General features: G+C 37.4%; 12 protein-coding genes and 1 pseudogene. 8 read left to right on the forward strand and 5 right to left on the reverse strand.

Going from position 1 to position 12,831, the window contains the following annotated elements; all coding sequences use genetic code 11:
* Together H7N67_RS00005 and H7N67_RS00010 are read left to right on the forward strand one after the other, a co-directional pair.
* Positions 1-674: putative barnase/colicin E5 family endoribonuclease (locus H7N67_RS00005; RefSeq protein WP_187938636.1), on the forward strand; the 674-nt coding region annotated here is incomplete at its 5' end.
* 12 nt (positions 675-686) lie between these two features.
* A pseudogene (locus tag H7N67_RS00010) lies at positions 687-1,548 on the forward strand (ATPase).
* A gap of 573 nt (positions 1,549-2,121) precedes the next feature.
* Here H7N67_RS00010 and H7N67_RS00020 read toward each other — a convergent pair.
* From H7N67_RS00020 to H7N67_RS00030, 3 genes are all read right to left on the reverse strand, one after another.
* Entirely contained in the window at positions 2,122-3,258 is a 1,137-nt protein-coding gene (locus H7N67_RS00020; RefSeq protein ID WP_000462009.1) for a potassium channel family protein, read from the reverse strand.
* 186 nt (positions 3,259-3,444) lie between these two features.
* On the reverse strand, positions 3,445-3,633 hold the full coding sequence (gene rpmB, locus H7N67_RS00025; protein WP_001118998.1) for a 50S ribosomal protein L28: 189 nt from the start codon (positions 3,631-3,633) through the stop codon (positions 3,445-3,447).
* Between the two features lie 99 nt (positions 3,634-3,732).
* Positions 3,733-4,575, reverse strand: a complete 843-nt coding sequence (locus H7N67_RS00030) for an HpaA family protein (protein WP_187938639.1) — start codon at positions 4,573-4,575, stop codon at positions 3,733-3,735.
* Between the two features lie 114 nt (positions 4,576-4,689).
* Here H7N67_RS00030 and mraY point away from each other — a divergent pair, with 114 nt between their 5' ends.
* Together mraY and murD are read left to right on the forward strand one after the other, a co-directional pair.
* On the forward strand, positions 4,690-5,751 hold the full coding sequence (gene mraY, locus H7N67_RS00035) for a phospho-N-acetylmuramoyl-pentapeptide-transferase (protein ID WP_001946464.1): 1,062 nt from the start codon (positions 4,690-4,692) through the stop codon (positions 5,749-5,751).
* Between the two features lies 1 nt (position 5,752).
* Positions 5,753-7,021 (forward strand): UDP-N-acetylmuramoyl-L-alanine--D-glutamate ligase, encoded by a 1,269-nt coding sequence (gene murD / locus H7N67_RS00040; RefSeq protein ID WP_187938640.1) that lies wholly within the window; start codon positions 5,753-5,755, stop codon positions 7,019-7,021.
* Here murD and H7N67_RS00045 read toward each other — a convergent pair.
* Together H7N67_RS00045 and ybgC are read right to left on the reverse strand one after the other, a co-directional pair.
* Positions 7,018-7,278, reverse strand: coding sequence for an HP0495 family protein (locus H7N67_RS00045; RefSeq protein ID WP_001138679.1), 261 nt, complete (start codon positions 7,276-7,278; stop codon positions 7,018-7,020). The genes murD and H7N67_RS00045 overlap by 4 nt on opposite strands.
* On the reverse strand, positions 7,268-7,669 hold the full coding sequence (gene ybgC, locus H7N67_RS00050; protein WP_001203796.1) for an acyl-CoA thioesterase YbgC: 402 nt from the start codon (positions 7,667-7,669) through the stop codon (positions 7,268-7,270). Before ybgC ends, H7N67_RS00045 begins: the two co-directional genes overlap by 11 nt.
* Positions 7,670-7,899: 230 nt before the next feature.
* On the opposite strand from ybgC, the gene H7N67_RS00055 reads away from it, so the two are divergent.
* The 4 genes from H7N67_RS00055 to dnaN are packed head-to-tail and all read left to right on the forward strand — an operon-like array spanning position 7,900 to position 12,829.
* Complete coding sequence (locus tag H7N67_RS00055; RefSeq protein WP_165520152.1) at positions 7,900-9,228, forward strand: sodium-dependent transporter; 1,329 nt, start codon at positions 7,900-7,902, stop codon at positions 9,226-9,228.
* A 10-nt stretch (positions 9,229-9,238) separates the two neighbouring features.
* The gene (locus H7N67_RS00060) at positions 9,239-10,567 is read left to right on the forward strand and encodes a sodium-dependent transporter (RefSeq protein ID WP_187938641.1); all 1,329 of its coding nucleotides are present in this window, start codon (positions 9,239-9,241) and stop codon (positions 10,565-10,567) included.
* A 14-nt stretch (positions 10,568-10,581) separates the two neighbouring features.
* Positions 10,582-11,649 (forward strand): phospholipase A, encoded by a 1,068-nt coding sequence (locus tag H7N67_RS00065; protein ID WP_187938642.1) that lies wholly within the window; start codon positions 10,582-10,584, stop codon positions 11,647-11,649.
* A 55-nt stretch (positions 11,650-11,704) separates the two neighbouring features.
* On the forward strand, positions 11,705-12,829 hold the full coding sequence (dnaN, locus tag H7N67_RS00070) for a DNA polymerase III subunit beta (RefSeq protein ID WP_187938643.1): 1,125 nt from the start codon (positions 11,705-11,707) through the stop codon (positions 12,827-12,829).
* The last annotated feature ends 2 nt before the right edge of the window (positions 12,830-12,831 follow it).

Raw genomic sequence — 12,831 nt, forward strand, 5'->3', positions numbered from 1 at the left:
AGGACATTGATATTTACGATTTCACGCATTACCTTTTAATGGTCAATAGAGAGCCAAACGAAAATAACCCTACCTTAAAGCGCTTGATAGAAGCTATTAAAGACATGCAAAAAGAGAGCGAGAAAGGGATAAAACAAAAACTTGAAGCGCCTAGCGAATGGGGACACAATTATAGCGAGTTTAAAAATGATGGATTAGGAGCGATTAACAAGCTATTAGAAACTAAAAAAGGTTTTGTAGCGGGAGCGTTTCATAAGGAAGGTTTAGGGGATATTGATTTAGTTTGGGGAACGCCAAAGACTAAAGATAGCAACGGTTATGGATTAGTGCATATATTAGAGCGTAGAATATCTAACGAGATGAAGAAAGGCTTAAACGAAACAGAAGCCAAAGAATACGCCCTAAATATCGTTAAATCTATCCCTGAAGTGTTAGAGAAAGGCACTAAAGGAACGGATCATTTAGGGCGTGTGTTTGTAAATTATGGAAATAAAAGAGTAGGCTTAAATAATGAGTGGAAAAATGAAAAATTAGAAAATCATTGGGTGATAAGTAGTTATGAATTGTATGATACAGAGAAGCAAGCGTTACGGTCTACTCCGCAAGCAATCACTAAAGAAAAGGCATTTAATTCTTTAAACTCCGTAGAACCTAATCCTACCACAAAAAATTAAAAAAGGAATAAGATGATAAATTACCCTAATTTGCCTAATAGCGATTTAGAGATTACCGAGCAGCCTGAAGTGAAAGAAATCACTAACGAACTTTTAAAGCAATTACAAAACGCTTTAAATTCTAATAGTCTTTTCACCGAACAAGTGGAATTAAGCCTTAAAGGCATCGTTAGGATTTTAGAGGTGCTTTTAAGTTTGGATTTTTTCAAAAACGCCAACGAGATCGATAGCAGTTTAAGAAATTCTATTGAATGGCTGAGTAACGCCGGAGAGAGCTTGAAAACTAAAATGAAAGAATACGAGGGCTTTTTTAGCGATTTCAACACGAGCATGAAGACTAACGAGCAAGAAGTAACAAGCGTCTTAAACGCTAACACCGAAAACATTAAAAGCGAAATTAAAAAGCTAGAAAATCAATTGATAGAAACCGCTACAAAGCTTTTAACGAGTTATCAAATCTTTTTAAACCAAGCCAGAGAAAGCGCTACAAATCAAATTAACACCAACAAAACCGAAAGCCTTGAAGCGATAACGCAAGCGAAAACAACCGCTAACAATGAAATCACGCAAAACAAAACCGCAAGCGATAACTAACATTAACGAATCGAGAGAAAGCGCTACAAATCAAATTAACACCAACAAAACGCAAGCTTTAGATAATATCACGCAAGAAAAAAACCAAGCCACAAGCGAGATCACCGAAGCGAAAAAAACCGCATTTAACGAACTTTTAGAAACCTTGAAGCCGAAATTTAGCGGCTTGTTTGTGGGCGCTTATTATATTCATAACATGATCTATATTAACGGCGGATGGGAGCAAAAGATCAAGGATTTAAGCGATTACACGCTAGAAAAAAGCAAGAAAGGAGAGTGAAATTTTAGATTGGGAGATTGATGGAGATTTATTTTGTGCGAAATTTAGGGTAACGCTTCAAAAACGCAAAGAGAATGAGCATGATAAGCAAATCACAGAACAAATTAAAACATGGTTTAAAAATCCTTTCAACAAAGAGGGATTTAAACCACCCAAGCAGAAATCACAAATATCTTTAGTGTTTGGGATGAATGCCACTAATTTGTAGTATAATACCCCCATACATTTGTATCTAGCGTAGGAAGTGTGCAAAGTTACGCCTTTATAGATATGATGCGTGAGACCTGTAGGGAATGCGTTGGAGCTCAAACTCTGTAAAATCCCTATGATTAGGGACACAGAGTGAGAACCAAACTCTCCCCCAACATCAGCCTAGGAAGCCCAATCGCTTTAGCGTTTGGGTGCTTCACATCTTGGCTCTGTTCTCATCAAGCATGGATAATTAAAACCTTTTTGACTAAATTCAAGCCCTTTACTATTGATTGTAAAAAATGTTTTTAGCATTTTTTAGATTTTATTACCCGTATTTGATGAGAGCCAAGCTTTTTTTATTTTATAAAAAGGCTGTATCAATCACAATGAAATGTAATCCACTTCTTTGGGTCTTTGATGGTTAGCGATGAGTTGCTTGCAGGTCGCAACGCCTTCTGAAGTGCCAACCATTAATAGCTTGGATTCGCTTGCAATGATCGTTTCCCCGTCAGGCATGGGGATGTATTTGCCATCTTTTTGAGTGATGCCAATCACAAAGGCTTTAGCGATCTCTCTAAAATGGGCTTCTTTTAATTTCCTTAACACAAGCCAGCTGGTTTTAGGGACAATCACTTCCTCTAAATCTAAAAGCGTGTCTTTTTTATTGATAAAGCGCTCTAAGATATTTTCCATATCCGGACGCACCGCCATAGCGCTCACTCTCTGCGCCATGAGTTTTGTAGGGGAAACCACCATATCAGCCCCTAATTTTTTTAATTTTTCTAAGCCTTCATCGCTATGCGCGCTCGCAATAATGTAGTAAGGTTTGCGCTTTAATTCCTTTTCAAACAAACGCACGCTCACCATTAACGCCACATTCACCGGTAAAATCTTAGACAAAGCCACAACACCCCTAGCGCTGCTTAAGTGGGTTTTTAGCATGGCTAAATTGGTGTGCGGATCGCCTATGATATAGTAGGGGTATTTGTGTTTAATGGCTTCTTCTTCAAAACTAGGGTCATTATCCACGACCACAAAAGGGATTTGAGCGGAGCGGAACTGCTTGCTCAATTCAATGGTGTATTCATTGTGGTAACAAATGACATAATGATCCTTAAGGCGCGCGATTTTATAAATCATACCTTTCTCCTTAATCAATCTGGTAAGCGTGCCTTTATTGACCACGCTAACTAAAATAGCCACGCTAAAGGCAATAATTCCTGCCCCAAAAAACATTAAAATGGAAGTTAAAAAAATACTTATAGGCCCGAACTGGCTTTCATTTAAAGCGCCAAACCCTGTAGCTGTCATGGTGTAAGTCGTTTGAAAGAAAGCTTGCATAAGGCTATAATTTTCTAGGGCAAAGTATCCCAGAGTGCCTAAAAGCACAAGCAATTGAATTAAAATAAGCGGGAGTCTAAAGACCTTAAATTGCTCATAGATTTCAGAATTTAAATTGACTTCTGGCTGATTTTCATCGTCTTTTTTGATTTTAAAAAATTTCAACTTTTCAAACAAAACCAATTCCTAGATCAAAATAAATTCTTTTGAAAGCGTTTGCCTCTAAATTTAATTAAAACGCTAAACCTAGTCTAGGCCGTGCTTTAATCTCAAAAAGAAGTTTAGTTTTAAGGGGAGTTTTAAAAAGGTTATCAAAAACACCAAAACCACCCCTACAATCAAAACGGACAGAAATTCTAAAAACTAAGCCCCTTTACGCATGGTTCTTAAAGTGGAAGCAGCCACCTTAATGCGTTTAGTCGTGCCGTCGTCTAATTGGATCTTAATCGATCGCAAGTTAGGGAGTAAGCGGCGTTTATTTTTGTTGTTCGCATGACTGACATGATTGCCTATCATAGGCCCTTTAAAAGTTAAAGCGCATCTTTTTGCCATTGTGTATCCTTAAATATTGAAATGAATTTGACACTATACCTAAATTAGCCTTTAAAAAGGCTGATTTTAAGGCTAATTTTTAAATGGTTCGTTTAAGAACTACTTTTTTTGAGGCATAGAACTTTTAAAGCCTTTCATTCTATCAATAGCGTCTCTGTATTTGGCGATATTTTCTTCTGTAAGTTCTGTTACAGCTTTTCTCATGACAACCGCATACATTCTGTTTAAGATCTTATGTATCGCGTCTTCTTTATTCTTTTCCAAATCTTCATGGATAATGCTGTTTGAAGAATCAAACTCTCCAGAATTACTGTGTTTGTAAGTATAGGTCATTGCCTGAAAAGTTCCTACTTCCACAGCAAAATCATGGACGACACGATTGCTTTCTGGCTCATAAAAATTGAACCATACAGAGCCTGAGCTTTGATCCACTAGCGCGTCTAAATTAGGACTATTGGGATCTTTTAAATTCATTTTCAAATCTTCTAAGATCCCTACCCACCCTTTCAAATCCAAAACGCAAAAAATCTTTCTCTTATCTTGCGCATTCAAAGCTTTTTCATCTTGAAAACGCAACACTTGATAGCCTCTTTTTTCAAAAATAGTTTGGATTTGATTGGCTAAAGCGTCTTGAAACTTATCAATATAGGGCTTTAGATTATCGCTCACTTGAATGCGCGGCACTAAAATACCTACAATATGGTGGTTTTGTGGGGCTTGAACAATATGTATCGGATAATTAAAATCTAGCGGCGTAACATATTCAGAGCTTGTTTGTATTTTTTCATGAGCTTGAACTGGTTGTTGGTTTTTGGCGTTATTTGGTGTTTTTGTCTCAGCGCTTGGATTCATCGCACAACCGATCAACACGCTTGAAAGCCCTAAAGCCACTAACATTTTAGAATAAATTCTAACTTTTTTAAAAATAAGCGAACGCTCCATAAAAGACCCTTAAAAATTAAAATTGAAACTATAATTATACTATTTTTAAGTAAATCAATTTGCGCTACAATTTTCTTTTTTCTAATTTCAAGCATGGCGATTTTAGGGGATTTTATGCTCTATTCTTTACTATATGGCTATTTCAATATCAATCTTTTCCAGTATTTGACCTTTAGAGCAGGGTTAGGGTTTTTCATAGCTTTTTTTCTCACGCTTTTTTTAATGCCTAAATTCATTCTATGGGCCAAGGCTAAAAAGGCTAACCAACCCATTTCAAGCTTTGTGCCAAGCCACCAGAATAAAAAGGATACCCCTACAATGGGGGGGATTGTGTTTGTTTTTGCAACCATTGTTGCGAGCGTGTTGTGCGCGTCTTTGGGCAATCTTTATGTGTTGTTAGGGATAATCGTGTTAGTGGGCTTTAGTTTTGTGGGTTTTAGAGACGATTACACTAAAATCAACCAACAAAATAACGCCGGTATGAGCGCGAAAATGAAATTTGGCATGCTTTTTATCCTTTCGCTTGTGGTGTCTGTTTTGTTGAGCCTTAAGGGGTTAGACACTTTTTTATACGCACCTTTTTTGAAAAACCCTTTGTTTGAAATGCCCACGATGTTAGCGGTTGGTTTTTGGGTGTTGGTTTTTTTATCCACGAGCAATGCGGTGAATTTAACCGACGGCTTAGACGGCTTAGCGAGCGTGCCTAGCATTTTCACCCTCTTAAGCCTTTCTATCTTTGTGTATGTGGCAGGGAATGCGGAATTTTCTAAATACTTGCTTTATCCTAAAGTCATAGATGTGGGGGAATTGTTTGTGATTTCGTTAGCGTTAGTGGGATCGCTCTTTGGCTTTTTGTGGTATAACTGCAACCCGGCGAGCGTGTTTATGGGCGATAGCGGGAGTTTGGCAATAGGAGGGTTTATCGCTTATAACGCTATTGTTTCGCATAATGAAATCTTACTCGTTTTAATGGGGTCTATTTTTGTGGTAGAAACTCTGTCGGTGATCTTGCAAGTAGGGAGTTATAAAACCCGTAAAAAACGCCTTTTTTTAATGGCGCCCATCCATCATCATTTTGAGCAAAAGGGCTGGGCAGAAAATAAGGTGATCGTGCGTTTTTGGATCATTTCCATGCTGAGTAATTTAGTCGCTCTTTTAAGCTTGAAGGTGCGTTAAAATGAAAATTTCTTTATTGGGGCATGGCAAAACCACTCTAGCTTTGGGGCGTTTTTTTAAAAAAAACCATAACGAAGTCAAATTTTTTGACGATAAATTCCATTCATTTCATAAGGATAGCGAGGGTTTTCTTTGCTATCCCAGTAAGGATTTTAACCCCAATGATTCCCAACTAGAGATAGTCAGCCCTGGCATTAGCTTCACGCACCCTTTAGTCATAAAAGCCAAGCATTTAGTGAGCGAGTACGATTATATTGATAGCTTGTTTGATCATTCTTTCACGCCTACGATGATAAGCATTAGCGGCACTAATGGTAAAACCACCACGACAGAAATGCTCACCGCGCTTTTAGAAGATTTTAAGGCTGTGAGTGGGGGGAATATCGGCACGCCTTTGATTGAATTGTTTGAAAAACGATCGCCCTTGTGGGTGTTAGAAACAAGCTCCTTTTCTTTGCATTACACCAATAAGGCTTACCCTTTAATCTACTTGCTCATCAATGTAGAAGCTGATCATTTGACTTGGCATTGCAATTTTGAAAATTATTTGAACGCTAAACTCAAGGTTTTATCGTTGATGCCTAAAACTTCGCTCGCTATCCTCCCTTTAAAATTCAAAGAACATTCAAGCGTTCAAAACTCGCAAGCGCAAAAAATCTTTTTTGACAAAAGCGAAGAGGTTTTAGAGCGTTTAGAAATCCCTTCCAACGCCCTTTTTTTTAAGGGAGCGTTTTTATTAGACGCTACTTTAGCCCTTTTAGTTTATGAGCAATTTTTAAAAATAAAGAATTTAAAATGGCAAGACTATAGAGAAAACGCCCTTAAAAGACTGAACGCTTTTAAAATCGGATCGCATAAAATGGAAGAATTTAAGGATAAAGAAGGGCGTTTGTGGGTAGATGACAGCAAGGCCACGAATATTGATGCCACCTTACAAGCCCTAAAAACCTTTAAAAACCAAAAAATCCATTTGATTATAGGGGGCGATATTAAAGGGGTCAATTTAACCCCCCTTTTTGAAGAATTTAAACATTATGAAGTAAGCCTTTATGCCATAGGATCAAGCGCTTCTATCGTCCAAGCCTTAGCGTTAGAATTTAATGTTTCTTGTCAGGTTTGTTTGGAGTTAGAAAAAGCGGTTCAAAAAATTAAAAGCGTTTTATTGCAAAATGAAATCGCTTTGCTTTCACCCAGCGCAGCCAGTTTGGATCAATTCTCTTCGTATAAAGAAAGGGGTGAAAAATTTAAGGCGTTTGTTTTAAAAGATTAAAGTGCATGTGCCACAACCTCTAATTGTGAAATTTTTTGAAAAATCTCGTTCCGTTCTTCTTCGTTTGAAACTTCCATAGAAACATTAAAACTATAAAATTTAGCGTTTTTAGAAGTGTTTTTGAATTCCAATTTAAAGGGGCGTTGGTAGGTTTCTAAAAGCTCTTTTAACACGCTTGTATCTTTAGTGGTCATAATCACCCTATAATCCCAAAGGCAAGGGTAAATAATGGTGGGTTTTTCTAAATCAGACGGCATTGAACAGCTCCTTAAATAATTTAGGAATGGCAATAGGGCTGTATGTAGAGCGATTGACAAAGCCAAACTTGATTTCTGAAGCAAAGACTTTGAAAGGCTTCATAGGCTCTAAAGAAGCGTTTTGGATGCAATAAATTTCTTGAAAAAGCACCACAAAAACCTTTCTTAATTCTTTAATTTGCGTTCTTATCTCTAAGACTTGTCCCAAACTCGCAGGGGTGAAAAAATCCGCTTTGATAGAGCGGATGACAAACACGCCTTCTTCATTTTCGGGCAAGACATTTTGTTTAAAAAAAAACTCGCTCCTAGCCCTTTCGCAATATTTCAAATAATTCGCATGATAGACCACGCCTTCAGAGTCGGTATCTTCGTAATATACCCTACAGCGCATTAATTCCCCTTACTTAAATAATGAATTTTTCTTAAAATTATACAATATGTAACTTAACTATAGTATAATCCAAGGGCGTTGCTCTATATTTTTTAGGTATTTTTAAAGTGGGTTTTTTCTTAAATCTTAAGACCTCTAAAGATTTTAAAAAACTAATACAGCAATAGTTGGGCGATTAAGGACATAGCTCCTTAATTTTAATCATTGACAAGGAGTTTGGTAGTTAGGATATGGGTAATCATTTTTCTAAATTAGGATTTGTTTTAGCGGCCTTAGGGAGCGCGATAGGTTTAGGGCATATCTGGCGCTTCCCCTATATGACTGGGGTGAGCGGTGGGGGTGCTTTTGTTTTATTGTTTTTATTTTTATCCTTAAGCGTTGGCGCGGCGATGTTTATCGCTGAAATGTTACTCGGGCAAAGCACGCAAAAAAATGTAACAGAAGCTTTTAAAGAGCTTGACATTAATCCTAAAAAACGCTGGAAATACGCAGGGCTTTTGCTTATTTCTGGGCCTTTGATACTGACTTTTTATGGCACGATTTTAGGTTGGGTGCTTTATTATTTAGTGAGTATTAGTTTTAATTTGCCTAACAGTATCCAAGAATCTGAACAAATCTTTAATGATACCTTGCAATCCATTAGGTTACAATCCATAGGGCTTTTTAGCGTTTTATTCATAACCGGATGGATTGTTTCTAGAGGGATTAAAGAAGGGATTGAAAAACTCAATTTGGTTTTAATGCCCTTACTCTTTGCCACTTTTTTTGGTTTGCTTTTTTATGCGATGAGCATGGATTCTTTTTCTAAAGCTTTCCATTTCATGTTTGATTTCAAGCCAAAAGATTTGACTTCTCAGGTATTCACTTATTCCTTGGGGCAGGTTTTCTTTTCTTTAAGCATCGGTTTAGGGATCAATATCACTTATGCTGCCGTTACGGATAAAACGCAGAATTTGCTTAAAAGCACTATTTGGGTGGTTTTATCAGGGATTTTAATTTCTCTTGTGGCAGGGCTTATGATTTTCACTTTTGTGTTTGAATATGGGGCGAATGTCTCACAAGGCACAGGGTTAATTTTCACTTCTTTACCGGTGGTTTTTGGCCAAATGGGAGCGATAGGCGTTCTTGTTTCAATTCTTTTCTTGCTCGCGCTCGCTTTTGCTGGCATCACTTCTACGGTGGCTTTATTAGAGCCAAGCGTGATGTATCTTACCGAAAAGTATCAATACTCTCGTTTTAAGGTTACTTGGGGTCTTGTAGCGTTGATTTTTATCGTAGGCGTGGTGTTGATTTTCTCGCTCCATAAGGATTATAAAGATTATCTCACTTTCTTTGAAAAAAGTCTTTTTGATTGGTTGGATTTTGCCTCAAGCACCATTATCATGCCTTTAGGCGGGATGGCAACCTTTATTTTTATGGGTTGGGTTTTGAAAAAAGAAAAATTGCGTCTTTTGAGCACGCACTTTTTAGGCCCTAAATTGTTTGCAACTTGGTATTTCTTGCTTAAATATATCACCCCTTTAATTGTGTTTTCTATTTGGTTGAGCAAGATTTATTAAAATATTTGGCATGGGAAAATTTTCTAAATTAGGCTTTATTTTAGCCACTTTGGGTAGCTCTATCGGTTTAGGGCATATTTGGCGCTTTCCTTATATGGTAGGCCATAATGGGGGGAGCGCGTTTGTGCTTTTATATCTGGTGCTAACCTTGAGTTTAGGCATTGCTATGCTTTTAGTGGAAATGCTGATTGGGAATTTGGGTAAAAAAGATGTTGTTTCTAATTATCAAATCTTAGATCCTAAAAGGAAAAAATATTACCCTTTCACTTCTTTTTTTATTTTAGGCGGCCCTCTCATTTTATCCTTTTATGCGGTGGTGTTAGGCTGGGTGCTTTACTATCTTTTTGTAGTAACTTTTGATTTGCCTAAAGATTTAGAGCAAGCCAAAATGCAATTTAGCATGCTCCAAAATGGCAGTTTAATCTGGCCTGTTATTGGCTTTAGCGCATGCTTATTGCCGACAATATGGTTTGTTTCTAGGGGGATTGAAGAAGGGATTGAAAAATTAAATGTCGTGCTTATGCCCTTATTGTTTGTGATTTTCATAGGGCTTTTAATCTATGCGATGACTTTAGAAAGCATGCCTAAAGCTTTGCACTTTTTATTTAATTTTGAGATTCAAAAGATTGATTTTAAGGTTGTTATGGACGCTTTAGGGCAGATGTTTTTTTCTTTGAGTTTGGGGGTAGGCACGATCATTACTTATTCAGCTTTCACGCCCAAAAAAGAAAATCTGTTCAAAAGCTCTTTATTGATTGTCTTGCCCGGTATTTTAATCTCTTTGATTGCCGGGGTGATGATTTTTACCTTTGTGTTTGAATACCATGCAGATGTTTCTCAAGGGCCAGGGCTTGTTTTTATTTCCTTACCTTTGACTTTCGCTAAAATGGGAACAAGCGGGCAGATTGTTTCGCTTTTTTTCTTTATGGCGCTTGTTTTTGCCGGGATCACTTCTACGGTTTCTTTGATAGAGCCTTTAGCGCTTTATTTAATCAATCGTTTTAATTTTTCGCGCACTCAAGCATCGCTATGGATAGGGATTGTTGTGTATGTTTTAGGCGTTTTAGTCATTCTTTCTATGAATGAACGATACGCTAAGTTTTTGAGTTTTGCTCATAAGAGCGTGTTTGGGTGGCTGGATTTCATCACTTCTTCATTTTTAATGCCTTTGGGAGGCTTGTTTTCAGTCTTGTTTGTAGGATGGATTTTAAATAAAAAGCGCTCTTTTTTAGCCACGAAGCATTTCTTTAATACAAACGCTTTTAAAGCGTGGCATTTTAGCGTTCGTTTTATCGCGCCTGTAGTGATTTTAGCGATTTTCATCTTGCAATTTAAGTGAAATAAGGATGCTTGATGAAAAGCATTTTGCTCTTTATGATTTTTGTAGTTTGTCAGTTAGAAGGCAAAAAATTTTCACAAGATAATTTTAAGGTGGATTATAACTACTATTTGCGCAAACAGGATTTGCACATCATTAAAACGCAAAACGATTTGTCTAATGCTTGGTATCTCCCTCCACAAAAAGCCCCCAAAGAACATTCTTGGGTGGATTTTGCTAAAAAATATTTAAACATGATGGATTATCTGGGCACTTATTTTCTGCCTTTTTATCATAGTTTCACCCCCATTTTTCAATGGTACCACCCCAATATCAACCCCTATCAACGCAATGAGTTTAAGTTCCAGATTAGTTTTAGAGTGCCTGTATTTAGGCATATTCTTTGGACTAAAGGCACGCTTTATCTGGCTTACACCCAAACTAACTGGTTTCAAATTTACAATGACCCCCAATCCGCTCCCATGCGAATGATCAATTTCATGCCTGAACTCATTTATGTTTATCCTATCAATTTTGAACCTTTTGGGGGTAAGATAGGGAAATTTTCTGAGATTTGGATAGGTTGGCAGCACATTTCTAATGGCGTGGGGGGCGCGCAATGTTACCAACCTTTTAATAAAGAAGGCAATCCTGAAAACCAGTTTCCAGGACAACCTGTAATCGTTAAAGATTATAACGGACAAAAAGATGTGCGTTGGGGGGGGTGTCGTTCGGTGAGCGCGGGGCAACGCCCTGTGTTTCGTTTGGTGTGGGAAAAGGGAGGCTTGAAAATCATGGTCGCTTATTGGCCCTATGTCCCTTATGATCAATCCAACCCTAATTTGATTGATTACATGGGGTATGGTAACGCTAAAATTGATTACAGGAGAGGGCGCCATCATTTTGAATTGCAACTTTATGATATTTTCACGCAATACTGGCGTTATGATCGCTGGCATGGAGCTTTCCGCTTAGGCTATACCTATCGCATTAACCCTTTTGTGGGGATTTATGCACAATGGTTTAATGGCTATGGCGATGGCTTGTATGAATACGATGTTTTTTCCAATCGTATAGGGGTAGGAATACGCTTGAACCCTTAAAAAAGCGTTCTTTTATGCTATAATAAGACTAAAAATTCAAGGGGATTATTCAATTATGAAAATCAGTGTTAGTAAAAACGATTTAGAGAATGCTTTGCGCTACCTGCAAGCTTTTTTGGATAAAAAGGACGCTTCTTCTATCGCTTCACACATCCATTTAGAAGTCATTAAAGAAAAGCTTTTTTTGAAAGCCAGCGATTCCGATATTGGGTTAAAAAGCTATATTTTTACGCAATCTAGCGATAAAGAGGGCGTAGGCACGATCAACGGGAAAAAGTTTTTAGACATTATTTCATGTTTAAAAGACTCTAACATTATTTTAGAGACTAAAGATGACAGCTTGGTGATCAAACAAAATAAAAGCTCTTTTAAACTCCCCATGTTTGACGCTGATGAGTTCCCTGAATTCCCTGTTATTGATCCCAAAGTGAGTTTGGAAGTCAATGCCCCCTTTTTAATAGATGCGTTTAAAAAGATCGCTCCTGTGATTGAGCAAACTAGCCATAAAAGGGAATTAGCCGGTATTTTAATGCAATTTGATCAAAAACACCAAACCCTTTCAGTGGTAGGCACGGATACCAAACGGCTTTCTTACACGCAGTTAGAAAAAATCTCTATCCATTCCATCGAAGAAGACATCTCTTGCATTTTGCCTAAAAGAGCTTTATTAGAAATCCTTAAGCTTTTTTATGAAAATTTCAGTTTTAAAAGCGACGGCATGTTAGCGGTGGTTGAAAACGAAACACACACTTTTTTCACCAAGCTCATTGATGGGAATTACCCTGATTATCAAAAAATCCTCCCTAAAGAATATATTTCTTCTTTCACTTTAGGCAAGGAAGAATTTAAAGAGAGCATTAAGTTATGCAGTTCTTTAAGCTCCACCATTAAACTCACTTTAGAAAAAAACAACGCTTTGTTTGAATCTTTGGATTCTGAGCATAGCGAAACCGCTAAAACCTCTGTTGAGATTGAAAAAGGTTTGGATATTGAAAAAGCCTTTCATTTGGGCGTGAACGCTAAATTTTTCCTTGAAGCCTTAAACGCTTTAGGGACAACGCAATTTGTTTTAAAATGCAATGAGCCTTCTTCGCCTTTTTTGATCCAAGAACCCCTTGATGAAAAGCAAAGCCACTTGAATGCTAAAATTTCCACTTTGATGATGCCAATCACATTATAAAG

Origin of the sequence: Helicobacter pylori (assembly GCF_014498195.1) — a bacterium.
GTDB classification, from domain to species: domain Bacteria; phylum Campylobacterota; class Campylobacteria; order Campylobacterales; family Helicobacteraceae; genus Helicobacter; species Helicobacter pylori_DO.

Bases quoted from the DNA above. Each gene is read 5' to 3' on its own strand.
- rpmB (WP_001118998.1), bottom strand. From the start codon at position 3,633: ATGGCAAAAAGATGCGCTTTAACTTTTAAAGGGCCTATGATAGGCAAT.
- H7N67_RS00030 (WP_187938639.1), bottom strand. From the start codon at position 4,575: ATGGAGCGTTCGCTTATTTTTAAAAAAGTTAGAATTTATTCTAAAATG.
- mraY (WP_001946464.1), top strand. From the start codon at position 4,690: ATGCTCTATTCTTTACTATATGGCTATTTCAATATCAATCTTTTCCAG.
- murD (WP_187938640.1), top strand. From the start codon at position 5,753: ATGAAAATTTCTTTATTGGGGCATGGCAAAACCACTCTAGCTTTGGGG.
- H7N67_RS00045 (WP_001138679.1), bottom strand. From the start codon at position 7,278: ATGCCGTCTGATTTAGAAAAACCCACCATTATTTACCCTTGCCTTTGG.
- ybgC (WP_001203796.1), bottom strand. From the start codon at position 7,669: ATGCGCTGTAGGGTATATTACGAAGATACCGACTCTGAAGGCGTGGTC.
- H7N67_RS00055 (WP_165520152.1), top strand. From the start codon at position 7,900: ATGGGTAATCATTTTTCTAAATTAGGATTTGTTTTAGCGGCCTTAGGG.
- H7N67_RS00060 (WP_187938641.1), top strand. From the start codon at position 9,239: ATGGGAAAATTTTCTAAATTAGGCTTTATTTTAGCCACTTTGGGTAGC.
- H7N67_RS00065 (WP_187938642.1), top strand. From the start codon at position 10,582: ATGAAAAGCATTTTGCTCTTTATGATTTTTGTAGTTTGTCAGTTAGAA.
- dnaN (WP_187938643.1), top strand. From the start codon at position 11,705: ATGAAAATCAGTGTTAGTAAAAACGATTTAGAGAATGCTTTGCGCTAC.